Raw genomic sequence first — 24,848 nt, forward strand, 5'->3', positions numbered from 1 at the left:
AAGGTCAGGCGCGCCCCCGCTTGCCCCCGTTCGATTCCCGTCCCACCTTGGGGTCATGAGCGACCGTTCGACCGGCCTGGCCCCCTCGAAGCTGACGGCGGTCCTGGGGCCGACCAATACCGGCAAGACGCACCTGGCCGTCGAGCGGATGCTGGCCCATGCCTCCGGCATGATCGGCCTGCCGCTGCGCCTCTTGGCGCGCGAGATCTACGACCGCATCGTCAAACTGCGCGGCAAGGCGTCGGTGGCGCTGATCACCGGCGAGGAGAAGATCGTCCCGGCGCGGGCGGCCTATTTCGTCTGCACGGTCGAGGCCATGCCGCTGGCCCGCGAGGTCGAGTTCCTGGCCGTCGACGAGATCCAGCTGTGCGCCGATCCCGAGCGCGGTCACATCTTCACCCACCGCCTGCTGCACGCGCGCGGCAAGTTCGAGACCATGTTCCTGGGCGCGGGGACCATGGCGCCACTGGTGCGCCGCCTGCTGCCGGACGCCGAGATCATCGGGCGCGAGCGGTTCAGCAACCTGTCCTACGCCGGCTCCAAGAAGCTGACCCGTCTGCCCCGGCGCACGGCGATCGTCGCGTTCTCCACCGACGCGGTCTACGCGATCGCCGAGTTGATCCGCCGGCAGCGCGGCGGCGCGGCCGTGGTGATGGGGAGCTTGAGCCCCCGCACACGCAACGCCCAGGTGGCTCTGTATCAGTCCGGCGAGGTCGACTTCCTGGTGGCCACCGACGCCATCGGCATGGGCCTGAACATGGACGTCGACCACGTGGCTTTCGCGGGCCTGCGCAAGTTCGACGGCAAGCGCACCCGCTGGCTCTATCCGCAGGAGGTCGGCCAGATCGCCGGCCGGGCGGGTCGCTACACCCGTGACGGCTCGTTTGGGGTGACCGGCGACTGCGAGGAGATCGACGAAGACCTGGTCGCCGCCGTCGAGAGCCACACGTTCGAGCCGATCACCGCCGCCGAGTGGCGCAACGGGCGGCTGGACTTCGGCTCGCTGCCCGGCCTGCTGCGCTCGCTGGCCGAGACGCCCCAGCGCGGCGGGCTAAAGCTGTCCGACGAGGCGCTGGACGAGCGCACCCTGCGGGCGCTGGCCCAGCAGGAGGACGTGATCAAGCGCTGCAAGGCCGACCGCTCGGCCCTGATCCGGCTGTGGGACGTCTGCCAGACGCCGGACTTCCGCAAGACCACCGACGACGACCACCAGCGCATGGCGCGCACCCTGTTCGACGACCTGACCACCGGCCGCAAGCGCCTGCCCGAGGACTGGGTCAACAGCCAGTTCAAGGCGCTGGACCGCGTGGACGGCGAGATCGACAGCCTGGCCGCCCGCCTCTCGGGGGTGCGCACGCTCAGCTACATCGCCAACCGCCCCGACTGGGTGGCCAACCCCGCCCACTGGCAGGGCCTGACCCGCCAGCTCGAGGACCGGATCAGCGACACCCTGCACGAGAAGCTGATGGCGCGGTTCATCGACCGCCGCACCAGCGTGCTGCTGAAACAGCTGGGCGAGCGCGAGACGCTCTATGCCGGCGTCGGCCAGGACGGCGAGGTGACGGTCGAGGGCCACGTGGTCGGTCACCTGTCGGGCGTGGCCTTCACCCCAGCCAAGGGCGCCTCGCCGCTGGAGGAGAAGGCGCTGCGCAACGCCGCCCAGCGCGCGGTCGGCCCCGAGATCGCCCGCCGCCTCGGCGTGCTGGCCAGCGAGGCCGACGACGCCTTCGCCCTGACGCCGGACGGCGCGATCCTGTGGCGCGGCGAGATCGCGGGAACCGTGCGCCGCGACCAGCCCCTGCTCTCGCCCCGCGCCCGCCTGTTGGGCGAGCTGGGCCCCGCCGCCGTGCGCGAGCGGGCCGAGCGGCGGCTGGACGCCTTCCTGGCCGGCGAGGTCGACCGGCGCCTGGCGCCATTGCGCGGCCTGGAGCGGGCCCTGGCCGGCGGCGCCCTTCGCGGCCTGCCGCGCGGCATCGCCCACCGCCTGCTCGAGGCCGGCGGGGTGCTGGACAAGCGGCCGGTGGATCCCGAGCTGAAGGCGCTGAGCCAGGGCGAGCGCCGCACGCTCAAGAGCCTGGGCGTTCGGATCGGGGCCTTCAGCCTCTACTGCCCCGGCGCGATCAAGGCCGAGGCCATCGCCTGCGCGCGGGCCTTGAACCCGACCGGCTGGCGCGGGGCCTTGACCACCTTGGAGCCCCTGCCCTCGCCCGCGCCGTCCGAACGCGAGCTGTCGGCCAGCGGCCTGCGGGCCGTGGCCGGCTTCACGATCCCGGTCGAGGCGTTGGAAACCCTCGACGGCCTGCTGCGCGCCAACCAGCAGCCGGGCGGCGTGGTCCTGACGGAGGCCGCGCTGGAGACGCTGGGCTGGACGGCCAAGCAGGCGTCCGCGGTGCTGCGCGCCCTCGACTACACCCCCGCCATTCGCGCCAAGCCCGACCAGCCGATCGTCTGGAAGCGTCGCGGCGCGGCCCGGCTGGAGGACAAGCCGGTCAAGGCGCGGCCCGACTCGCCGTTCGCCGCCCTGGCCAAGCTGACCGAACCGCCGCCGCGCCGGAAGAAGCCCCGCCGCCGCAAGCCGGCCGCCCGGAAGGCCGCCTCTTGACCGAGACAGCGCCCTCCCCCGACGCCGCCCGCGCCGATGTCTGGCTGTGGCGGGCCCGGTTCTTCAAGACCCGCTCCCTGGCCGCCAAGTTCGTGGACGAGGGCCGCATCCGCCTGACCCGGGCCGGGGCCGAGAGCCGGATCGACAAGCCCTCGCGAACGGTGAAGCCCGGGGACGTGCTGGTGTTCGGCCTGGCGGGCCGCCTGGTGGCGATCCGGATACTCGATTGCGGCGAACGGCGCGGCCCCGCCAGCGAGGCGCGCGGACTCTACGAGGCCGTGGAGGCTTGAGCGTCGGATGGCCGCCGCCGAAGCGACCGGGTCTGTCCGCGCCTTGAGAATTCCTGCGCCCCTAAGCGGCCATGCCGCATTGACAAGCGGGCCTTGGGCTTCGAAAACGCCCGCGCCCTGATCCGTCCGCCCTCATCCGAGTTTTCGATGACCTATATCGTCACCGACGCCTGCGTTCGCTGCAAGTTCATGGACTGCGTGGAGGTTTGTCCGGTCGACTGCTTCTACGAGGGCGAGAACTTCCTCGTCATCAATCCCGACGAATGCATCGACTGCGGGGTCTGCGAGCCCGAGTGCCCGATCGACGCCATCAAGCCGGACACCGAGGACGAGGCCGACGGCAAGTGGCTGCGGATCAACGCCGAGTACGCCAAGGTCTGGCCGAACATCACGGTCAAGGGCGAGCCCCCCGCCGACCGCGCCGATTTCGAGCGCGAGACCGGCAAGTTCGAGAAGTACTTCAGCGAAAAGCCGGGCAAGGGTTCCTGATCCCACACTCGATTTCTCAAGCGTAACCCGCCGCCAACGCGCGAAAGCTTGGCGGCGCCCTCGCGCACGTCGGGCCGCAACCCTTTCATCGCGCTGAATTTTATGCTAATGTCTCCGACGACGTGACGGTTGCGGTTTTTCGCGACGGTCCGTCTTGTCGAAGAAGCCGGTTCGAGAAGCCAATTTCAGCCGGCTCGCCCGATCGAAGGCGAAGGGTGTCTTAGAGATCTATTCCAAATCCTGACAGGCTTGGCCCCGCGCAATCCCTTTCGCGGAGCGGGGCGCTGTCGCTTTTGGTTTGGCAATGGAACGCGGCGTTCGGACCTGGCAGGTCCGTATTGATGAGGACGAACATGAGCAAGACTGGTCTGGAATTCTCGGTCGACGATCACGTCGTTTATCCCGCGCACGGCGTGGGCACCATCCAGGCGATCGAGACCCAGGAAGTGGCCGGCATGTCGCTCGAAGTTTATGTCATCACCTTTGACCACGAGAAGATGACCCTGCGCGTTCCGACCAAGAAGGCCAAGACGGCGGGCCTGCGCCCGCTGGCCGAGGGCGGCACCGTCTCCCAGGCCCTGACCACCCTGAAGGGCCGCGCCCGCGTGAAGCGCACCATGTGGTCGCGCCGCGCCCAGGAATACGAAGCCAAGATCAATTCGGGCGACCTGATCTCGATCGCCGAGGTCGTCCGCGACCTGCACCGCGCCGAGAACCAGCCGGAGCAATCCTACTCGGAGCGCCAGCTGTATGAATCGGCCCTCGATCGCATGGCGCGCGAAGTGGCCGCCATCGAGCGCATCGACCGCGAGGCCGCCATCGGCATCCTGACCAAGTCGCTGGTCAAGGCCGCCTAAAACCGGCCAGTCGAAGAAACCAAGACGCCCTCCGCCTCGCGGGGGGCGTTTTTGTTTTTGGGGTCGCGGAATCGGCGCGATCCGTCACGCGGCCGTCCGCGCGGCGCGCGCGGCGCCGGCCACCGCCTGGATCAGCTGAGCGGCCGTGACGGGCTTGCGGACCAGACCGTCGAAGGCTTCAGACAGCTGGAAGTCCATATCCGCCGAGAAGGCCAGGATCGGCGCGCCCTGGTTGGGCCCCACGCGATCCCGGATCGCGCGCGCGGCCTCCAGGCCATCCATGACCGGCATGCGGATGTCCATCAGGATCAGGTCGAACGGCTGGACCATCGCCGCGTCCACGGCCTCGCGTCCGTCGCGGGCCTCGGCCACCTCGGCGTCGAAGACCCCCAGGATCGCCCGGGTCATCTCGCGATTGAGAGCATTGTCGTCGACCACCAGGATCCGCCCGCCGGCCCGAACCGGTTCGAACACCGGCGCGGCCTCGCCATCGGACTGTTCTTCGCGCAGCGGCGCCTGGGCGGGGATCGCGAACCAGAAGCTGCTGCCCTCGCCCGGACGGCTGCTGGCCCCGATGCGGCCGCCCATGGCTTCCACCAGTCCCTTGCTGATGACCAGGCCCAGGCCCGCGCCGCCGCGCGATCGCGAGCGAGACGCCTCGACCTGCGAGAACCGCTTGAACAGGTGCGCCTGCCCCTCCGGATCGATGCCGATGCCGGTGTCCTTCACCGCGACGAAAAGCTCGGCCAGCTCGGCCCGCCAGATGACCTCGACCGTCACCGAGCCGACGTCGGTATAGCGGATGGCGTTGCCGATCAGGTTGATCAGGACCTGCCGCACCCGGTCGGGGTCGATCATCAGCACCCTGGGCGGGGCCTCGATCATGCGGATGCGCAGGTCGAGACTCTTCTCGGCCGCGTGCAGGGCGAACATCTTGACCGTATCGTCGATCAGGGGCGCCAGCGCGCACGGCGCCAGGTGGGTCTCGACCTGGCCGGTCTCCAGCTTGGACAGCTCCAGGACGTCGTTGATCACCGACAGCAGCGACTTCCCGGCCGTCGAGATGCGCGCGACATAGTCCCGCGCCTCGTCCGGCAGGCCGGCGACGCCCTCGACCAGGGCCGCGAAGCCGATGACGGCGGTCAGGGGCGTGCGCAGTTCGTGGCTCATATTGGCCAGGAAGGCGGACCGCGCCTCCAAGGCCTTCTCCGCCCGATCGCGCTCGGCGGCCAATCGGTCCTGAGACTGCTTGTAGTCGGTGATGTCGCGCACCACCCCATGGATGCGGCCCGCCTCGCGGTCGATGACAGGGCGGCCCTGCAGCCAGATCCACCGTCCGTCCTTGTGCAGGGCGCGGGCCTCCAGGACCTCGGGCGCGGCCGCGCGGTCCCGCAGCCCGCGTCCGAAGCCGCCGACCAGGCCGGGCAGATCCTCCGGATGCGTCAGATGCGCCGCCTTCCGGCCCAGCAGCTCGCTCGGGGCGTAGCCGAGGACGGGCTCGACGGCGGCGCTGACGAAGAGGATACGGCCCCGGCGATCGACCTCGATCACGATGTCGCGCGTCGTCGTCGCCAGACTCTGGAAACGCGACTCGGTCTCGCGCGCCGCCTCTCGGGCCTGGCGCGCCTCTTCCTCCAGGCGCAGCCGCGCGTCGATGTCGCGCGTCACCGCCACCACCTCCAGCGGCTCGCCGGCCTCGTCGCGCACGAGGCGCAGATGGCTCTCCAGCCAGACGTAGCGGCCGTCCTTGGCGCGGCCTCGGTACTGCACGCTGAGCTCCGGAGGCCCGGACAACATCGCCGCGACGGCGGCGCTGACCGCCTGGCGATCGTCGGGATGGTAGAAGGCCTTGAAGCCGGACTCGATGACCTCGGCCGCCGTCCAGCCCAGCAGCCGCTCCACCGCCGGCGAAAGATAGGTGTCGCCGCGATCGGCGAAGCGGTGACGACTGATGACGTCCCCGGCGCGCTCGGCCAGAAGACGGAAAAAGGCCTCACTCGACCTTAAGGCGTCCATGTCTTTCAGATTTTGGTCCGGCATAGCCAGATCAATATCCGATATCTCCAAACGACCTGACTATACTTCAATCTAGCGACAATAGGTCGCGCCACTCCTGATCTTGATCCGCAAATACATGGCAGCACCCGAAGAGACTCGCCGGAGGACGACTTTGATTGCCGCCCTCCCGCGAACCGGGCTAAACAAGTCCCAAGATCCGACCGGAATGGCCGAAGGCCCCGGCGCCGCGTCTGGCGCGTCTCGAATAGCGGGCGACGCCGCCCTTGTCGGAGCCGTCCGAACTGGAGCCCACCCATGAGCAAGCGAGGGACAGCATGACGGCGCGACGTGGATTCGGCGGGCGAGAGTCCTGACATGGCCTTGCGAGCGGTCAGCCGACGCGCGCGGCGCGCCCTGGTCGGGTTCCTGAGGCAGGAGGCCTCGGGCGGCTACGTCCTGATGGCCGCCGCCGCCCTGGCCCTGGCGATCGCGAACTCACCGCTGGCGCCGGCCTATTTCCGGACGCTGGACACACACCTTGGCTTCGTACTGGGGCCCGTGCACCTGCGAGAGACCGTCCTGCACTGGATCAACGACGGCCTGATGGCGCTGTTCTTCCTGCTGGTGGGCCTGGAGATCAAGCGCGAGGTCCTGGACGGCCAGCTGTCGCGTCCGTCCGCCGTGTTGCTGCCCGGCGCGGCGGCCCTCGGCGGCGTGGCCCTGCCCGCCCTGATCTATCTGGCCCTCAACCGGGGCCGGCCGGACAGCCTGGGCGGATGGGCGATCCCCTCGGCCACCGACATCGCCTTCGCGCTGGGCGTCCTGGCCTTGCTGGGCTCGCGCGTCCCCGCCTCGCTGAAGGTGTTCCTGACCGCCATCGCCATCATGGACGACCTGGCGGCCATCGTGATCATCGCCCTCTTCTACACCGCCCAGCTGCATCTGGCCTATCTGGCCGGAGCCGGCGCCGTGCTGCTGGCCTTGATCGCCCTGAACCGCTTCAAGGTGGCCCGGCTCTGGCCCTACCTGCTCCTGGGCGTGGTCTTGTGGTTCCTGGTGCTGAAGTCCGGAATCCACGCCACCCTGGCCGGCGTCGCCCTGGCCCTGACCATTCCGCAGCGCGGCGGCGAACACCCGCCGCTGGAGCGGCTGGAACACGCCCTGCACAAGCCGGTGGCCTTCGTCATCACGCCCCTGTTCGGCTTCGCCAACGCTGGCCTGTCCTTCGCCGCTGTCGGCTTTTCGGCCCTGCTGGACCCCGCGCCGCTGGGCGTGGCCCTGGGCCTGTTCCTCGGCAAGCAGTGCGGCGTGTTCGGCGTCTCCCTGGCGCTGATCAAGTCGGGCCTGGCGCGCCCGCCGCGCGGCGCCAGCCTGGTCCAGCTCTATGGCGTCGCGGTGCTGTGCGGCGTCGGCTTCACCATGAGCCTTTTCATCGGCGCCCTGGCCTTCAGCGACGCGCGGCTGATCGAAGAGACCAAGATCGGCGTCCTGGCCGGCTCGCTGATCTCGGCCCTGCTGGGCCTGCTCATCCTGCGGACCGCCAAAGCCCATGCCGATTGACCGTCAGCCTCCGCCGCCGCCGTTCCCGATGGGGGGAAAATCGACCTCATGGATCCTGGTGGCGGCCGCCTATGTGGTGATCGTCCGCGCCCTGACGACTCGCGTGCCTTGGTGCGCCCAGCACGCCCTGGCGACCACCGCCCTGGTCGGTGTCGTGGCCTGCGCGGGCATCCTGGCCTTCAAGTGGATCGCCGAAACGGAGCGCTAGAGTCTGTCCGCTTCAAATGGAATCACTTGAACTAGAAGGACTGACGCGCGGACCGCGCTCTCAGAAAAGGACGTCGTCGAGATCCGGTTCGGCGGCGGGCGCCTGAACCTCGGCGGGCGTGTCAGGCTCCGCGTCCAGGTCGCCGAGCACCGCACGGTGCACGTCGCGTTCCTGGGCCATGCTGTAGCGAGCGTAGAGGACCTTGAGACAAGCCCGCAGCGCTTCGTCCGCCTCCATGGACGGATCGAACGGCGCCGACGGCAGGGCGTCCAGGGCCGCGGCGGCCTCGTCCAGGGCCTGGCCGATCTCGCGCCGGCAGTCCATGCGGGCCGAGGCCTGGTTCATCGCCTCGACCACCGCCCCGCCCTGCCGGGCCAGGTCGACGATGTCGGCGTCGGCCGCGCCGCCCGCCTGGCGGATCCGCGACAGGGCGGTCTGCAACACGTCCGAGATCGCGGCCGTCCCGGTCGCGCCCTCGCCGCCGACCTGGGCCGCGCCGCTCATCAGGCTCTCGACCCCGGCCAGGGTGCGGTCGGCCGACTCCTCAAGCTTGGCGGCGTGGCCGCGAAGCTCGACGGCGATGACGGTGATCGGCTTGCCGGCCTCGCCGATGCGCGCGCAGCGCAGGGTGGCGTTCAAAGCCATCTGGTGGACATTGGCCTGCATCCGGAGAATGCCGTCGATGCGCTCGGACAGCCGCGCGGCCGCCGCGACCACCGACTGGCCGACCTCCAGCGCCGCCTGGTCGGCGGCCGCCATCTCCTCGACCAGGGTCAGGGCCTTGCCGACATGGGCCTCGATGCGGGCCAGGAAGTCGCCGCCCTCGTCGCGGCCGACACGGCCATAGGCCAGGTCCTGCAGTTTCATGATCTCGCGCGTGTCGGCGGCGATGCCGACCATGTTGCGCTCGATCTGGGCCATCTCGCCGCGGAAGTCGTCGATGGTCGCCGACAGCTGGGCGCGCAGCAGGGCCAGCATCGCGGCGCGGACCCGCTCGCGACGCTCGCCCACGAGGTCGCCCTCGAGCCCCTCCAGAAGCTCCAGGCCGAACTGAACGTGCTCGGCGCGCTGGCGGGTGATGTCGCCAATCTGCAGGGCGACCAGCACGCCGCCCACCTTCTTGCGGACCTCGCGGGCCAGGGCCGCGACATCGGCGGCCACCCCGGCCACCCGCACGCGCTGGGTCGCCAGCTGGCGCGCGTTCGCCTCGATGGCGTCCGGCGCGTCGGCGGCCAGTTCGGCGCAGTGGGTCCGAAGATTGGCTTCGTAGATCAGGGCCGAGCGCAGATCATGGTCCAGAAGGCGCAGGTCGGCGTCGAACGACTCCAGGTGATCGCGGCCCACCACCAGGCAATCGGCGATCTCCTGGGCGAACAGAGCGAAGTCGCCGTTATCGCCCTCGACCCCGCCGGCCGCGATCTTGATGTACAGCGACACCACCCGCAGATAGGCCAGATTCTGGTGCATGTCGCCGATATGCGCCGACAGCTCGCGGCTCAGCGTTTCCAGGCGCTCCAGCGCCACCGAACGGCCCGCCAGGCCTTCGGGCAGGACGCGCAGACCGGCGGCGGCGACGCCAAGGTCGCGGGTCGTGGCGTCGACCATCGACTGGTCCATGGCCTTGGCCAGCTTGTCCAGCGCGTTGATCAGCTCGCCGACGCCATCGACCGCGCCGGCCAGCACATCGCCGGTCTTCAGGAACTGGCCCTCGATGGCCTTGGCCGTCGCGCCCAGGCGCTGGGCGACGATCAGGCCCTCGGACCGCTCGGCGCCGTCAGCGGCGAGGATGGTTCTCTGCGGATTAGCCATGGCCGGTTTCGCCTCGCTGAGCGTGGGTCAGCACCTGGTTGAGCGCCGTGAACAGGATTGTCGCCGTGATCGGCTTTTCGAGGTGCAGGTCGGCGCCGACCGCGCGACTGGCGGCGGCGTGCTCCTCGCCGGCGTTGGCGGTCAGCATGATGATCGGCGCGCGGGCGTCGCCGCGCTCCCGTTCCAGGCGGCGGATCTCTCGAACCGCCGAAAGGCCATCCATCACCGGCATCTGAACGTCCATCAGCACGACGTCGACGGGGGCGTCGCTGAAGGCGCGAACCGCCTCGCGGCCGTTCTCGACACAGACCAGCTCGGCGGCGTCGGCCAGCATCAGCTCGACCACGCGGCGGTTGGTCGGATGATCGTCGGCCAGCAGGATGCGGACCGCCCGCTCGCCTTCCAGCGCGTCGGCCTCAGTCGTTTCGAGCGCGCTCGCCTCGTGAGCCGGCAGCGGCAGGCAGAACCAGAACCGCGCGCCTTCGCCCGGCTGACTCTCGCAATCCAGGAATCCGCCCATCAGGGCGACGAGCTCGCGTGCGATCGACAGCCCCAGGCCCGAGCCGCCGAACCGGCGGGTGATCGACACGTCCGCCTGCTGGAAGCGCTCGAAGATCCGCTCCTTGTCCGCGGGATCGAAGCCGATGCCGGTGTCCGAGACGGTGAACCGCGCCCAGCCGCCGACGTCGCGGCAGGCCGACACCGAAACCGAGCCTCGCTCGGTGAACTTGGTGGCGTTGCTGATCAGGTTGACCAGCACCTGCCGAAGACGCGCGCTGTCGCCGACCACGCTCGTCGCCAGGTCCGGCGAGACGGTCATCGAGAACGTCACCGGCGCGTCGCCCAGCGTCAGGCGCGAGGACTCCTCGACCCCGCGCAGAAGCTCGCCCAGATGGAACGGCTTTTCGTCGATGGCGACCCGTCCCGCCTCGATATTGGTCAGGTCCAGGACGTCGCCCAGCAGCCGTTCCAGCTGAGCGCTGGAGTCGCGGATGATGTCGACCAGCTCACGCGCGCCAGACGGCAGATCGCCCCGCGCCAGCATATGGGCCGACGCGACGATCCCGTTCAGGGGCGTGCGGACCTCGTGGCTCATATTGGCGAGGAAGATGCTCTTGGCCTCGCTCGCGTTCTTGGCCTCGCGCAGCGCCGCGCCCAGGGCCTCGGCCTGCCGGCGATGCTCCCGAACGTCCTCGCCCAGGCTGATGACGTGGCGGGCGCCCATGTCGTCGAAGGTCGCCAGCACCTTGAAGTCGTAGATCCCGCCGCCCCGGGCCTCGGAGGCGCGCACGCCCGGGATGGTCCGCGTCTCGCCAATCTTCAGGGTGGAAGGTTCGGTCTGATCGAGGAACGCGCCCATGGTGTCGCCGAACAGGACCCGGCGGTCCTGTCCGATCGCCAACTCGGCCTCGACGCCGAAAGCCGCCTCGGCGGCGCGATTCCACAGGACGTAACGGCCCGTATCGCTGGCGTGGACGATCAGGGGCGACGGCAGGGACTGCACCACGGCCTCCAGCAGCGCCGCGCCCTCGACCTCTTCGGTGACGTCCCGCGACACGGCCATCAGGGAGACGGGGTCGCCGTTCGCGTCGGGCACGGGGGACACCAGCGTCTCCCAATAGGTGCGCGAACCGCCCTCGCCGGCGTCGAACGTGCGGAAACTGGCGATCTGACCGGCGGCGGCCGTGCGGAGGGCGCGTTCCAGCGAAAAGCGGCTGGCCTCGGGCCAGATCTCGATCAGCGGGTGAAGGGCGTCGCGGGGACCCAGTCGCTCGGCGTAGACGCGCGCGGCCGCGTTCATGACCTCGACCCGTCCGTCCAGGGTCAGCACCCATTGGCGAAACGACGAAGCGCCGCCCGAGCCGTCGATGTCCGAGCAGCCCCGCCCCATCTACCGCTCCGTGGCCCTTAGGATCTCGGCCGCGATGCGCTGCAGCGGCAGCACGCGATCGACGCAGCCCCGGGCGATCGCTTCCTTGGGCATCCCGAAGACGACGGAGGTCGCCTCGTCCTGCGCGACGGTGAAGGCCCCCGCGCTCTTCATCTCCTCCAGACCGCGCGCGCCGTCGTCGCCCATGCCGGTCATGATCACGCCCACGGCGTTGGGGCCGACATTGCGCGCGGCCGAGCGGAAAAGAACGTCCACGGACGGACGATGGCGCGAGACCAGCGGCCCTTCCTTGACCGAGACGTGATAGCGGGCCCCGCTGCGCTCGATCATGGTGTGGAAGTTGCCGGGCGCGATCAGGACGCGGCCGCGCAGCACGGCGTCGCCGTCCTGGGCCTCCTTGACCTCCATGGCGCAGAGGCTGTCCAACCGCTTGGCGAACGACGTGGTGAAGCGCTCGGGCATGTGCTGCACGACGACGATGCCCGGCGCGGCGGCCGGCAGAACCTCCAGCACCTCGCGCAGGGCCTCGGTGCCGCCGGTGGAGGCGCCGATGCAGACGATCATCTCGGTCGTCTTGGCCATGGCCCGGCTGGTCGGCGGCGGCAGCATGGCGTCGGCGGTCAGCTTCTTCTCGGGCCCGGCCCGGCGCTGCGCCGTCATCATCGCGGCGCGCGGCGTCCGGTCGAAGCGGCCGAGGCGCTTGGCCTTGGCCGCGGCCTTGACCGTGTCGCAGATCAGGATGCGCGCCTCGGCCAGGTGCTCGGCCACGCCGACACGCGGCTTGAGGATCACGTCGACCGCCCCGGCCTCGAGGGCCTGATGCAGGGTCTCGGAGCCGCCCTCGACCAGGGACGAGCACATCACCACCGGCACCGGATGCTGAGCCATCAGGCGGCGCAGGAAGGTGACGCCGTCCATGCGGGGCATCTCGACGTCCAGGGTGATGACGTCGGGCACTTCCTCGGCGATGCGCTTGGCGGCGACGAAGGGGTCGGAGGCCGAGCCCATCACCTCGATCTCGGGATCGCTCTCCAGAACCGCGGTCAGGGTCTGGCGAACCACCGCGGAGTCGTCGACGATCAGAACGCGGATCTTGGGATTCATGGCCGTTGGAACACCGTATGGGCGGCGGGCCGCACGGGCAGATCGACGCCGACGATCGACTCCGAATGCCCCAGGATCAGATAGCCGCCCGGCGCGAGGTGCTCGCAGAGGTTCTTGAGCACCTTGGCCTGGGTCGGCTTGTCGAAATAGATCAGGACGTTGCGCAGAAAGATCACGTCGAAGTCGTTGTCGACGGGATACTGCTCGTCCATCAGGTTCATGCGGGCCACCGACAGCCGGGCGCGCAGCGCCGGGACAATGCGGACCTCGCCGCGCTTGGGATCGCGCGACCTCATCAGGTAGCGGGCCCGCAGGTCGCGCGGCACCGGCGCGATCATCTGTTCGGAATAGCGGCCGGCCACCGCCTGGCTGAGCACCTGGGTGGAAAGGTCGGTGCCCAGGATCGAGTAGTCCAGGCGCTTGGACTGGCGGCCGAACTCCTCGATCACCATGGCCGTGGTGTAGGCCTCGGCGCCGATCGAGCAGGCCGCGCTCCAGATCTTGACCTTGCCGCCGCGACGCTTGGCGATGGCGGGCAACCCGACCTCGGTGAGGAATTCGAAGTGCTGAGGCTCGCGAAAGAAGTCGGTCTTGTTGGTCGTGACCGCGTCGAGCAGGCGCACCCGCTCGCGATCCAGGCCGCCGCCGTCGAAGAGATAGGCGCAGTAGTCGTTGATCGAGACGTGGCCGCTTTCGCGCATGCACCGGCGCAGGCGGCCTTCCAGCATCGTGCGTTTGCTGGGCGGCATCCGGATGCCGCTGTAGTCGTGGATAAACTGCCCCAACCGATTGAAGTTGCGGAGGCTCAGGGCCTCGGTCGAGGTTCCGGACTCCGGCGCGGTCTGGACGGCGAGGTTCGACAAGTCGGGACTCCGATCGCCATTCTGGCGACAAGGTGGATAGTTAGCCTCAAGCCGCTTGACGGATCGTTTCAGCATCCTGGGCGGTGAGCAGGCGGGTCATTTCGAACAGGACGACGAAGCCTGAGTTTCCGCTCGCCTCGCGGCGAACGACGCCCTGGATGTAGTCGGAACGCCAGGGCACGCCGATGTCGGGGGCCGGCTCGACCTGGTCGGTCGACACGGTGATCACCTCGATCACCCGATCGGCCACCAGGCCCAGCGACAGAACCCGATCGCCCAGCGGCACGTCCAGGACCAGGATCCGGGTGCTGGGGCCCGGCGCCACCGGCGCCAGACCCAGCTTTCGCCGCAGGTCCAGGGTGGGAACACCCTGGCCCCGCACATCGGTCAGTCCCAGCATGAAGGCCGGGCCTTCCGGGATGGCGAACGGCGCGCGGAATTCGAGGATTTCGCGGACGTAGGCCACCGGAATGGCGAAGACCTCATCGCCCAGGCTCAGGGTTACGAACTGCTGTTCGGAAGCCGGGCGAGACATCTCAGGCATACTCCCGGAAGTCGCGGTCGTCCTCGTCCGGACCACCGCTGGCCAGGTCGAGCGCGAAGCCGCGGGCTCGGCTCTGTTGCTGCTGCACCGCGTTGGCGGCGGGCTTGCGCGCGGCCGGGGCCTTGCCGCCGCTCGCCTTGGCGACCGGGGCCTTGGCCGGCTTGCGCGCGGCCGGGCGGACCGGCGCGGCCCTGCGGCTCGAACCGCCGTCCTCGATCCGGAAGTAGGCGATCGAGGCCTGCAGCTCCTCGGCCTGGGCGGCCAGTTCTTCCGAGGTCGCCGACATCTTGTCGGACGCGTCGGCGTTCTGCTGGGTCACCTTGTCCAGCTGCTGCAGGGCTTCGTTGATCTGGCTGGCGCCGACATCCTGTTCGCGGCAGGCGGCGCTGATCTCGGCGACCAGCTCGGCGGTCTTGCGGATGTTGGGCACCAGCGAGGTCAGCATCTCGCCGGCCGACTGGGCGGCCTTGACCGTGTCGGACGAGACCGAGCTGATCTCGGCGGCGGCGGTCTGGCTGCGTTCGGCCAGCTTGCGCACCTCGGAGGCGACGACCGCGAAGCCGCGGCCGTGCTCGCCGGCCCGGGCGGCCTCGACGGCCGCGTTCAGGGCCAGCAGGTCGGTCTGACGCGCGATCTCCTGAACGATGGTGATCTTCTCGGCGATGGTCCGCATCGCTTCGACCGCTTGCGAGACCGCCTGGCCCGAGACCTCGGCGTCGGCCGACGACTGGCGGGCGATCTTCTCGGTCTGGGCGGCGTTGTCGGCGTTCTGCTTGATGTTGGCGGCCATCTCTTCCATCGAGGCCGAAGCCTCTTCGGCCGAGGCGGCCTGCTCGGTCGCGCCCTGGCTGATCTGCTCGGAGGCCGCCGACAGTTCCTGGCTGCCGGCCGAGACGTTGTTCGAGGCGGTGATGGCGTCGGCGACGACGCCGCGCAGGCGCTCGACCATGCGCTCCAGGGCCAGGCCCAGGGTGTCCTTGTCCGACAGCGGCTGCGGCTGGACCGTCAGGTCGCCGTCGGCCACCTGGTCGGCCAGGGCCGCGGTGTCTCGCAGGTTGGCGGTCATGCGATTGACCGTGGCGACCAGGTCCTTGATCTCGTCGTCGGCCTTGACGGTCACTTCCTTGCTCAGATCGCCGATCGCCACGGCGTCCAGCGCCTCGGTGATCTGCTTGAAGCCCTGGGTGATGATCATCGAGATCCAGAAGGCGCCGGCGACGGCGACCAGCAGGGCGGCGACAGCGGTGATCAGCAACGTCGTGCGGGCGGCCGCATAAAGCGTGTCGGTGTCCTTGTCGGCCTGGGCCATCGCGGCCTTGTTCAGGTCGACGATCTTGTTGACGTCCTCGGTCAGACCGTTGGCGATGGCGCGCGACTTGTTGATCGACATCGCGCCCGCTTCCGCGTTGCGATTGGCCAGCGCCAGAGCGCGGACCTCGGCGTTGACGGCCTTGTACTCGCCCCAGGCCTGCGCCACGCGGTCCCACATCGGCTTGCCCTGCGTGCTGGCCGAGGCGACACGCTGCTGGATTAGCGGATCGAGCTTGGCGATCATCTCGACCGACTGCGCGTCGAACTTCCGCTTCAGCTCCTGATCATCAGTCAGCGCCATGTTCTTTTCGAAACGCAGCAACCGACCGATATGGCCATCGACCTCCTGCGCGCCGGAAAGACGCGCGGCGGGACCAGAAATGACGTCCGAGATTGCGCTGTTGAGCTGGCTCATGCGCGAGACGCCCATGAACACCACGAGGCCCATCATCGCGATGAGCACGGCGAAGGTCGCTATCAGCTTGGCTTTGATCGTGAAGCGCATTTGGGAGTCCCCCGACTCAGGATTGCGAAGGGTGAAGAGGTGTGACGACGGCCGTCTGGCCGCGCGCGGCGAAGATCTGCTCCAGATCGGGGATGACGATGACGTCCCCGTTCCGGCGGGCTAGAAAGCGGATGAAATCGGCGCGCCACTTGAGGCCGACGCGGGGCGCGTCCTCGGTGACGGCGCGGTCGATGGCGGTAACCTCGTGCACCTTGTCGGCGCGCAGGCCGATCAGGGTCGGCTCGCCGTCCAGCGGGTGCTCGATGACGACGATGCGGCTGTCGATGGTGGGCGGCGGGGCGTCCAGTTCGAAGGCCACCCGCAGATCGACCAGCGGGATGACCCGACCGCGGAAGTTGATCACGGCGCCGACGAACGGCGGCGCGCCGGGCACGGCCGTCTCGGGCAGCAGGTCGAGCACCTCGCGCACCAGACCAGCCTCCAGGGCGAAGGTCTCGCCGTGCAGGTCGAAGGTCAGGGCCTCGATGGGGTCATTGGCGTTGTCGGCGATCATGTCTGTCTCCGTCAGCCGGCGGCGCGCAGTTGCGCGTCGGGGCGTTGGCCCGCCGCCACCAGGCAGCCGATGTCGAGGATCAGCGCCACGCCGCCATCGCCCAGGATGGTCGCGCCCGAGAAGGCGCCCACGGCGGCATGGAACGGCGACAGCGGCTTGATGACGGTCTGATGGTCGCCGAGGATCTGGTCGACGACCAAGCCCACGCGCTCCTGGCCCGTGGAGACCACGACGATCTTCTGGTGCGGGTCGGGCTCTTGGCCGGTATTGAACATCTGCCGTAGCCGGATGAAGGGCACCAGCTGGTCGCGCAGGGTGACCAAGCTGCGGCCGGCCGAGCGCAGGTCCTGCTCGACAGGCAGTTCGACGCACTCCTCGACCGAGGACAGTGGGATGACGTAGCGGCTGGCGCCGACCCGCACGAGCAGGCCGTCGATGATCGCGAGGGTCAGCGGGATACGCAGCGAAACGACCGAACCTTGGCCGGGCGTGCTGGTGATCTCGATCGCGCCGCGCAGGCCCTCGATGGTCTTCTTGACCACGTCCATACCGACGCCGCGGCCGGACAGGTTGGTCACGGCGGTGGCCGTCGAGAAGCCCGGCGCGAAGATCAGCTGCAGCAGCTCGTTGTCCGTCAGGACCTGGCCGGGCTGGATCAGGCCGTTCTCCTCGGCCTTGGCGCGAACCCGGGCGCGATCGACGCCGCGGCCGTCGTCGGTGATGGTGATCACCACCTCGGCGCCGGACTGGCGGGCGGCCAGCAGAATATGGCCGGTCTCGGGCTTGCCAGAGGCCTTGCGCTGCTCGGGCGTCTCCAGCCCGTGGTCGGCGGCGTTGCGGATCAGGTGGACCAGCGGATCGGCCAGACGCTCGATGATCGTCTTGTCCAGTTCGGTGGTCTCGCCGTCGGTGGCGAAGTTGATCGTCTTGCCGGTCTCGATGGCCAGGTCGTGGATCAGTCGGCGGAAGCGGCCGAACAGCTGGCCGACCGGCACCATGCGCACGACCATCATGATCTCGCGCAGCTCGGAAGCCAGTTGCTCGATCTGCTCGGAGACGGTCATCAGGTTCTGGTCGCTGCTGGAGGCGGCGACCTGCTTCAGGCGCGACTGGGCGATGACCAGTTCGCCGACGCGGTCCATCAGCTCGTCGAGGCGCTCGGCCGGAACGCGGAGCATCTCGGCGACGCGCGGGCGGCCCTCGGCGGGCGGCGCGTCGCTGTTGGCGGCCTTGGGCGGCTCGATCGCCGCGACCTTGGCGTCCGGAACGACCTCGGCGACCGCCTGGGCCGCCGGTTCGTCGACCACCTCAGTGATGTCCAGGGTCATGTCGTCGATGACGAAGATGAAGACATCCTCGATCGCCGAGCGCGGCTGTTCGGTGGTGACGACCACGTCCCAGGCCAGGCGGCAGTCGGTGGGGTTCAGATCCTCGACGGCCGGCACGCCGTCGGTGACGGCGGTGACCTCGCAGGGACCCAGGTCCCGCAGCTCGTCGAGCAGCGGCAACGGGCGGCCGCCGTTGACGAAGGTCTCGGGCGGCAGCGAGAAGCGCACGCGCCAGGTCTTGGCGCTGGGCGGGGTGGAAACGGGCGCGGCGCCGGCGCCGTCGACGGCGCGGCGCAGATCGTCCAGCAGGGCTTCCTCGACGCCCGGCTCGGTGGGCTCGCCCTCGGCCAGGGCGCGCATGTGGTCGCGCGCGGCCAGCACGGCCGAGATCAGCGCCGGCGAAGCGGCGACCTCGCCCTTGCGCACGCGGTCAAAGGCGGTCTCGCAGTGGTGCGTGAAGGCGGCCAGGGCGTCGAAGCCGAACATCGCGCCCGAGCCCTTCAGCGTGTGCAGGCTGCGGAAGACGGCGTCGATCGTCTCGCGATCGTCCTGCCGCTCGGCCAAGGTCAGGAGATCCAGCTCGACCTGCTCCAGCAGGTCGCGCGCCTCGATCCTGAAGATGGCGACGGGGTCTTGCCCGCTCATTTGGCGAGAACCTTCTTGACGACGGTGATCAGCTGGTCGGGGTTGAAGGGCTTGGTCAGCCAGCCCGTCGCGCCCGCCGCCTTGGCCTGGGCCTTGATGTCGGCGTCGGACTCGGTGGTCAGGAAGATGATCGGCACGCCGGCGTGCTTGGGCTTGCCGCGCAGGGTGCGGATCATGGTCAGACCGTCCATCACCGGCATGTTCAGATCGGTGATGATCAGCTGGAAGTCGCCCGCGTCGGCGGCGCTGACGCCGGCCTGGCCGTCCGGAGCCTCGCTCACGGCGTAGCCTTCGCCCGTCAGGGCGATCTTGATGGCCTGTCGCAGACTGGCCGAGTCATCCACCGTCAAAATCGAGGCGCTCATGGGGTCACCGTGTCTTGGAGCCAGAAGGCGGCGCGGTCGGGCGCGCCGAGGAAACCGCCGCGCTCGAGCACGGCGCGCGTCGGGCCCGAGGCCGGCGCGGAGAGGGAAAGGGAACGCCCCCGGCGATCGGCCGACTTGCGCGCCGCTTCCACCAGTTGGACGAGGGTCAGGTCGGCGTCTTCGACGCGCTCCAGATCGATCACAATCGGTAGATCCTGATCGAACGCGGCCAAGATCTTGTCGTGCGCCTCTCCGATAGAGGGGAGCGACAAATCGCCGCACAGCTCAACACGGAAGTCAACTTCGCGAGAAGTCGCCATATCGCGCTCCAAATTCACCGAACTATGTTTCATCTCGGCGTGAGACGCCGAAGATACTCGGTCAATTTGTCACACGAATATTTCTTCCGGCGGCCAAACAACTGAGTAAATCCATTAGGCGGCGACGCCGTGAATAATCCCTTAATCGCGGGGGTAAGGCGGCGCGCTTCAGGCGCCAGCGAGGCCACGTCGACGACGCGCCAGCATCCCGCCCTGGGTCGGACGACGAGCGGGCTATCTCGCCATCACCACCCCGCGGCGGCCGCCTGGATCGACCTAAGGGTTCAATGGCGCGGCGGAAATGGCCAAGATTGATCTCGCGCCGACGGCGCTCGGGAACGCGCGCTACCTCGGATCACATCGGCGGGCGCCAACCAGCCAAGGTGGCGAAAGTGTGACGTTTTGACGCAGGGTCCAAATCCCTGTCATCGGACGCCCTTGGCGAACAGCGGGTTCGGCGCGAGGATGTCGCGGGGGCGTCGTTGGAGCAGGAAATGATGCGTTTTCTCTTACCGGCCCTGCTGGCCGCCCTCGCGATGTCTTCCACCGCCCACGCGGCGGACGCGGCCAAACGCTCGTGCTTTCGCAACGCCGATGTCGACGGCTTCCAGGCTATCGACAGCGATACGGTCAATGTCACGGTCGGCGTGCGTGACGTCTATCAGCTGAAGCTGTTCTCGCCCTCGCCCGACATCGACTGGACCCAGCGGATCGGGCTGGAATCGCGCGGCGGCTCCTGGATCTGCTCGGGACTGGACGCCGTCGTGATCGTTCCGGGCCCCATGGGCGTGCAACGCTATCAGGTCAGCGACATCCGCAAGCTGTCCCCCGAAGAAGCCAAGGCCTCGAGCAAGAAGCCGCGTTAGAGATTAGGCTTGGCGCGTTCGGGCGGCTTCGACCCGAAGGACCAGGGCCTCGAGGATTTCCGAGGCCCGCCCCGCCTTCGACGGCGGGCTGGCATCGAGATCCGGGCCCGGCTTCAGCGGCGTCGAGGGCGCCCCGGCGGTCTTCTGAGCCGTCAGGCGCAGCGGCTCGCCGCGCGCCGCGCGCTCGGGCTCCAGCAGCACGCGCCAGACCGGACGCGGCGCCGGCGGCGCCCGCCCGGGCAGCAGTTCGACGCTGCGGGCGCGCGTTTCCCGGGCGATCGGGTCATCGCCGGTCAGGGGAAAGTCCAGGATCCGCGCCGCCCCGCCGATGCGATCGGGGACTTCCTCGGGGCCGATGACGCCGACCATCAGCGTCGCCCGCTCGGCGATGAACAGGCCGACCTGTTCGTAGTGAAGGCAGCGCTCGACGCCCTCGAAAGCCCGATCGCCAGGGCGTTTAAGCGCGGCCAGCGGAAAGGCCGAGACGTTCGGATGCGCCAACAGGCCGCGCAATCGCGCCAGGTCGTCAGGCGCGGCGGCGAAGTCTTGCTCATAGACCGCGAGCGGAAAGGGCAAAGGCGCCAGAACCGGCCAGCCCCGCGCCAGGGCGGCCTCGGCCGCGACGGTGTCGGCCCCCGCCGCCAGGGCGCTGAGCAGCCTTGGGGCCGCAAGGGGCCAGAGCCCGTCGATCATCTCGAACACGGCGTCCAGCGCGGCGCGCACCGCCGCCTCCGCGCCCCGGAGATCGCGCTTACCCGAGATGCCGATCAGCATGGGCTGGGCCGGCGGCGGTTCGGCGGCGGCGGGCCACGCGCTGGCCGCGATCTCGATCGTCGTCAACGGCTCCTCCGCGTCCACGCGCCCGCCAGGCAGGCGCGAGCGCACTCACTATCACAATCCAAAGGCGCCGAGACAATCCCACACACTCATAGCTTGATATTTCTTGACATTAGGTTCGCCGCTTGAGGCGGCGGTCGGCGGCCGCCCCCTCCTCCGCTGATGATTTCGCGCGCTCGCGGGGTAGGTGCGTGCCCATCCGGCGGGCCATCGACCTTCATTGAGGCCGCGCGCGCCCGCGACGCCTTGCCAGGACGGGGCGAACCTCGGCTCCTGGGGATCTCGAAATTGGCGGCGCGGCCGTTTGTCAGGCTGACCCAGACGGACGAGCGAGCGAGCCTCCGGGGCCCCAGCAACGCCCAAATCAATCCGCGCCACCAAGCGCCGGAATACTCAAATACATTTCGCGAACTAATAATTCATATTTGCAATTATTAGGCATTGACGCCATCGAAATGATCAATCTGAAATATATGTTACAGTCCTGAGAAAATCTAAATTTACCTGAACCGCCTCCACGGCGACGCTCCCCCTATCAGTGATTGATTGGGGGTATGCATGACCATTCGAACTCGCTCGCTCGCGACCTCGCGTCTTCGCGCGCTTCTGCTCACCGCGACCCTGCTGGGAAGCGCGACCTCGGCCCTGGCCCAGCAGGCCGACAAGACCGCCGAGCTCGACACCTTGGTCGTCACCGGCAAGCGACTGTCGGAAGCCAGCGTGGCCATCGGCACCGACCACGCGACCGCCACCGTCTCGATCACCCGCGAGGCCCTGCTCTCGGCGCCGGCGGGGATCACTGGCCTGAAGATGCTGGAGTCCCTGCCGGGCTTTAACGTCCAGGCCAACGACGCCCTGGGCATGTACGAGTTCGGCAACTCGGTCTCGGTGCGGGCCTTCAACTTCCAGCAGATCGGCTTCCTGCTGGACAATATTCCGATGGGCCGAAGCGACCAGTTCGGCGGCAGCCCGATCTATCGCTATGTCGACAACGAGAACCTGATGCGGGTCACCGCCTCGGCGGGGGCCGGCGATGTCGCCCTGCCCAGCTACGCTTCGCTGGGCCCGATCGTCGACTACTTCACCCAGGCCCCCGCCAAGACGGCCGGCGGCGCGTTCAGCGGCACCCTGGGCAGCGACCACCTGCGCCGCGGGTTCCTGCGCCTGGAACTGGGCGAGCACGGCGGTTTCTCGGGCTATGTCAGCGGCTCGTGGATCAAGGGCGACCTGTGGCGCGGCCCGGGCACGATCGATCGCAAGCACTACGAGGGCAAGCTGAAGTACGCCCTGCCCAAGGGCGGCGACATCACTTTCCAGACCGTCCACAACGACTATTACGACTACGACAGCCCGTCGATCACCCTGGCCCAGTACAACGGGACGGCCGGCGACGTGTTCGGGCGCTCGGGACGGTATTTCGCCTATCTGGGCATCGTTCCCACGCCGGGCGCGGCGGGCACGCCCCTGAGCGCCACCAACCTGCCGGCGGTGGCCGGCGGCCCGGTCTATTCGAACGCCAACTACGCCCAGTACTACAAGTTCGCGGTCAACAGCCGGAAGGACCACCTGTACGGCCTGACGCTGAACACGCCGATCGTCGACGACCTGGACCTGACCACCACCGCCTATTACGAGGACAAGGGCGGCTATGGCGTCTCGCCCGAGGCCTATTCGACCTCGCTGGCCAGCTACACGGCCGAGAAGGGCATCGTCGCGGGGATCGTCGCGCCCAGAGGCATTCAGTACGGGCTCTCCGGCATCGACGGCCTGCGCAAGGGCGTCACCGCCAAGCTGGCCTGGCATGTTGGCTTCAACAAGATCGAAACCGGCCTCTGGCTGGAGGACGACGACTATCACCGCACGCAGAACCGCTACAACGTGCAGGACGGCAATCCCGACGGCGCGCCCCTGTTCAGCGAGCGGGTCCACGCCCAACGAGACTACAAGTCCGTGCGCCAGACCCAGCAGTTCTTCCTGAAGGACACCCTGACCCTGCTGGAAGCCAAGCTGAAGGTCGAGGTCGGCTTCAAGGCCACCGACATCGACTACAAGATATCCGGCTATCGCAATCCGAACGACTACATCAACAGCCGCCAGCCGACCTTGAAGGCCAAGTGGAAGGACAGCTTCCTGCCGCAGGTCGGCGCGGTCTACAGCCTGACCGGCCGCGACCAGGTGTTCGCTTCCTACTCCGAGAACATGGCCCTGCCGCGCGGCGCGGACGATATCTTCTCGGCGGCCAGCCCGACCGTGGCGGCTCCGGCGCCCGAGACCTCGACCAACTGGGAGCTGGGCTATCGCGCCAACCACAAGACGTTCAACGCCTCGATCGTGGCCTATCAGACGCAGTTCAAGAACCGGCTGCAGGCCTTCGCGGCGCCGGTGCCCGGCGGCGGCGGGATCACCGAGACCTATTACCAGAACGTCGGGGCGGTGAAGGCCAAGGGCGTCGAGCTCAGCGGCCAGTGGAAGCCGGAGATCTTCGCCGGCAAGGCCTATCTGAACGCCAACGTCTCGTACAACAGCGCCAAGTTCCAGGATGACGTCCTGAACTATCGGGCCAGCACCACGGCCAGCCCCGTCACCCTGTCCATCGCCGGCAAGAAGGTGCCCGACTTCCCCGACTGGGTGTTCACCACCGGCGTGACGGTCGAGCCGTTCGACGGTCTGCTGTTCAATGTCTCGGCCCGCCACCTGGAGAGCCGCTTCACCAACTTCGTCAACAGCGAGAAGGTCGACGGCTACACCATCGTCAACGCCTATGTGGACATCGGCGATGGCTTCGCGGCCGGCCCGTTCAGCCAGATCAAGGCCCGGGTCAACATCGATAACATCTTCGACAAGGACTATCTGGGGACCATCAACACCACGGTGAACACGCCGGCATCGTTCCGCCCGGCGCCGCCGAGGACGATACAGTTCACGATCTCCGCCGACTTCTAGCCCCGTGACGCGCCCGTCCGCCGAGGCGGGCGCGTCTCACAGCGCCGGGCGAAGCGCCGCGCCAACTAAAGTTTTTACGCAACACTTCCCGCGCTTGTTGAGAAACCAAGGCTCGACCGACCTCCAAAACGTTGTCGGGCGGCGCGGCGCTCTATAAGCAGGCCCCTTGTCGATCGCCGCGAGGCGCCGAGGAAGGGTTGCATGTCGAGTCCCCTGATGGCCGCGTTCAAGGACGTGGGAGACGCCATCCGTCTCGCGCCCCTCTGGTGGCGGCTCGGCCTGGACCAGACGGCCTCGCGCTTCCAGCGCTCGATCCTGGGTCCCTTCTGGATGGCCTGCAATCTGCTGGTCGTCGCCTTCGCGCTGGCCTTCATCGTCGGCGGCCTGATGGGCGTGAACCTGCGCGAGAGCTATCCGCAGGTGGTGGCCGGCCTGCTGGCCTGGTCCCTGGTGGGGACCACCATCGCCGAGGCCCAGGCGATCTTTCTGTACAACGCGGGCCTGATGCAGAGCCAACGCCTGCCGCTGACCTTCTATGTGTTTCTGCACGCCCAGAAGGCGGCGACCAACTTCCTGACCCAGCTGATCGCCTTCTGGGCCATGATGCTGGTTCTGGGCCGGTTCGCCGCGCCACACTGGACCTTGCTGCCCGCCGTCGCCCTGGTGCTGCTCAGCGTCTGCTTCCTGGGCTTCATCATCGCCATCCCGTCGACCCGGTTCCGCGATGTCGCCTACATGATGAGCTACGTGGTGCAGCTGCTGTTCTACGTGACCCCGGTGTTCTGGACGCGCGCCCAGATGAGCCCGAAGTACCGCTGGGTGGTCGACTACAGCCCCCTGGCGCACCAGGTGGAGCTGCTGCGCGCGCCCCTGACCGGCCACGCTCCCGCCGCGATCGACTGGCTTTGGTCGCTGGGAACCGTGGGCGCTTTCGCCCTGATCGCCATCGCGCTGCTGGCCCTGTTCCGCAAGCGCGTGGTCTTCTGGCTGTAAGAGGCG

General features: G+C 68.6%; 21 protein-coding genes. 9 read left to right on the forward strand and 12 right to left on the reverse strand.

Annotated features, from left to right (window positions below; genetic code table 11):
* The first annotated feature begins 55 nt into the window (after positions 1-55).
* The 4 genes from OR37_RS04900 (at position 56) to OR37_RS04915 (ending at position 4,238) form a co-directional block, all read left to right on the forward strand.
* Positions 56-2,602: a helicase-related protein gene (locus OR37_RS04900; RefSeq protein WP_004616487.1), complete on the forward strand. Its 2,547-nt coding sequence runs from the start codon at positions 56-58 to the stop codon at positions 2,600-2,602.
* On the forward strand, positions 2,599-2,892 hold the full coding sequence (locus OR37_RS04905) for an RNA-binding S4 domain-containing protein (protein WP_004616489.1): 294 nt from the start codon (positions 2,599-2,601) through the stop codon (positions 2,890-2,892). Before OR37_RS04900 ends, OR37_RS04905 begins: the two co-directional genes overlap by 4 nt.
* A 147-nt stretch (positions 2,893-3,039) precedes the next feature.
* The gene (fdxA, locus tag OR37_RS04910; RefSeq protein ID WP_004616492.1) at positions 3,040-3,381 is read left to right on the forward strand and encodes a ferredoxin FdxA; all 342 of its coding nucleotides are present in this window, start codon (positions 3,040-3,042) and stop codon (positions 3,379-3,381) included.
* Between the two features lie 353 nt (positions 3,382-3,734).
* Positions 3,735-4,238, forward strand: coding sequence for a CarD family transcriptional regulator (locus OR37_RS04915; protein ID WP_004616494.1), 504 nt, complete (start codon positions 3,735-3,737; stop codon positions 4,236-4,238).
* An 84-nt stretch (positions 4,239-4,322) separates the two neighbouring features.
* On the opposite strand, the gene OR37_RS04920 is transcribed toward OR37_RS04915, so the two are convergent.
* Complete coding sequence (locus tag OR37_RS04920; RefSeq protein WP_004616496.1) at positions 4,323-6,278, reverse strand: PAS domain-containing hybrid sensor histidine kinase/response regulator; 1,956 nt, start codon at positions 6,276-6,278, stop codon at positions 4,323-4,325.
* Positions 6,279-6,611: 333 nt separating this feature from the next.
* Here OR37_RS04920 and nhaA point away from each other — a divergent pair, with 333 nt between their 5' ends.
* Together nhaA and OR37_RS21630 are read left to right on the forward strand one after the other, a co-directional pair.
* Entirely contained in the window at positions 6,612-7,796 is a 1,185-nt protein-coding gene (nhaA, locus tag OR37_RS04925; protein ID WP_004616499.1) for a Na+/H+ antiporter NhaA, read from the forward strand.
* On the forward strand, positions 7,786-8,004 hold the full coding sequence (locus OR37_RS21630) for a hypothetical protein (protein WP_004616507.1): 219 nt from the start codon (positions 7,786-7,788) through the stop codon (positions 8,002-8,004). Before nhaA ends, OR37_RS21630 begins: the two co-directional genes overlap by 11 nt.
* Positions 8,005-8,064: 60 nt before the next feature.
* On the opposite strand, the gene OR37_RS04930 is transcribed toward OR37_RS21630, so the two are convergent.
* Genes OR37_RS04930 through OR37_RS20630 form a run of 10 tightly spaced genes read right to left on the reverse strand, consistent with a single transcriptional unit; the run spans position 8,065 to position 19,203 of the window.
* Positions 8,065-9,813 carry a methyl-accepting chemotaxis protein gene (locus OR37_RS04930; protein WP_004616509.1) on the reverse strand — a complete coding sequence of 583 codons (1,749 nt, stop codon included), beginning with the start codon at positions 9,811-9,813 and terminating at the stop codon, positions 8,065-8,067.
* A complete protein-coding gene (locus OR37_RS04935; protein ID WP_004616510.1) occupies positions 9,806-11,704 on the reverse strand; it encodes a PAS domain-containing hybrid sensor histidine kinase/response regulator in 1,899 nt (632 codons plus the stop codon). The genes OR37_RS04930 and OR37_RS04935 overlap by 8 nt, the downstream gene beginning before the upstream one ends.
* Positions 11,705-12,808: a protein-glutamate methylesterase/protein-glutamine glutaminase gene (locus OR37_RS04940; protein ID WP_004616511.1), complete on the reverse strand. Its 1,104-nt coding sequence runs from the start codon at positions 12,806-12,808 to the stop codon at positions 11,705-11,707. It lies immediately after the preceding gene.
* The gene (locus tag OR37_RS04945) at positions 12,805-13,671 is read right to left on the reverse strand and encodes a CheR family methyltransferase (RefSeq protein WP_004616513.1); all 867 of its coding nucleotides are present in this window, start codon (positions 13,669-13,671) and stop codon (positions 12,805-12,807) included. The genes OR37_RS04940 and OR37_RS04945 overlap by 4 nt, the downstream gene beginning before the upstream one ends.
* Before the next feature lie 46 nt (positions 13,672-13,717).
* Positions 13,718-14,206, reverse strand: a complete 489-nt coding sequence (locus OR37_RS04950; RefSeq protein WP_004616515.1) for a chemotaxis protein CheW — start codon at positions 14,204-14,206, stop codon at positions 13,718-13,720.
* A 1-nt stretch (position 14,207) separates the two neighbouring features.
* Positions 14,208-16,031, reverse strand: a complete 1,824-nt coding sequence (locus OR37_RS04955; RefSeq protein ID WP_004616517.1) for a methyl-accepting chemotaxis protein — start codon at positions 16,029-16,031, stop codon at positions 14,208-14,210.
* 16 nt (positions 16,032-16,047) lie between these two features.
* Positions 16,048-16,545, reverse strand: coding sequence for a chemotaxis protein CheW (locus OR37_RS04960; RefSeq protein WP_004616519.1), 498 nt, complete (start codon positions 16,543-16,545; stop codon positions 16,048-16,050).
* Positions 16,546-16,556: 11 nt separating this feature from the next.
* Positions 16,557-18,518, reverse strand: coding sequence for a chemotaxis protein CheA (locus OR37_RS04965; protein ID WP_004616521.1), 1,962 nt, complete (start codon positions 18,516-18,518; stop codon positions 16,557-16,559).
* Positions 18,515-18,883 (reverse strand): response regulator, encoded by a 369-nt coding sequence (locus OR37_RS04970; protein WP_004616523.1) that lies wholly within the window; start codon positions 18,881-18,883, stop codon positions 18,515-18,517. The genes OR37_RS04965 and OR37_RS04970 overlap by 4 nt, the downstream gene beginning before the upstream one ends.
* Positions 18,880-19,203 (reverse strand): STAS domain-containing protein, encoded by a 324-nt coding sequence (locus tag OR37_RS20630; protein ID WP_004616525.1) that lies wholly within the window; start codon positions 19,201-19,203, stop codon positions 18,880-18,882. Before OR37_RS20630 ends, OR37_RS04970 begins: the two co-directional genes overlap by 4 nt.
* A gap of 497 nt (positions 19,204-19,700) precedes the next feature.
* Between OR37_RS20630 and OR37_RS04980 the strand changes: the two genes are divergently transcribed.
* Positions 19,701-20,069 (forward strand): DUF6491 family protein, encoded by a 369-nt coding sequence (locus OR37_RS04980; RefSeq protein ID WP_004616527.1) that lies wholly within the window; start codon positions 19,701-19,703, stop codon positions 20,067-20,069.
* 3 nt (positions 20,070-20,072) lie between these two features.
* Here the strand turns inward: OR37_RS04980 and OR37_RS04985 are convergent, their stop codons facing one another.
* Positions 20,073-20,909, reverse strand: a complete 837-nt coding sequence (locus OR37_RS04985; protein WP_004616529.1) for a hypothetical protein — start codon at positions 20,907-20,909, stop codon at positions 20,073-20,075.
* Between the two features lie 543 nt (positions 20,910-21,452).
* Here OR37_RS04985 and OR37_RS04990 point away from each other — a divergent pair.
* Together OR37_RS04990 and OR37_RS04995 are read left to right on the forward strand one after the other, a co-directional pair.
* Positions 21,453-23,849 carry a TonB-dependent receptor gene (locus OR37_RS04990; RefSeq protein ID WP_035016959.1) on the forward strand — a complete coding sequence of 799 codons (2,397 nt, stop codon included), beginning with the start codon at positions 21,453-21,455 and terminating at the stop codon, positions 23,847-23,849.
* A gap of 201 nt (positions 23,850-24,050) precedes the next feature.
* Positions 24,051-24,842: an ABC transporter permease gene (locus tag OR37_RS04995; protein WP_004616533.1), complete on the forward strand. Its 792-nt coding sequence runs from the start codon at positions 24,051-24,053 to the stop codon at positions 24,840-24,842.
* Positions 24,843-24,848: the final 6 nt, after the last annotated feature.

The organism is Caulobacter vibrioides OR37 (assembly GCF_000372645.1).
GTDB lineage: Bacteria > Pseudomonadota > Alphaproteobacteria > Caulobacterales > Caulobacteraceae > Caulobacter > Caulobacter vibrioides_E.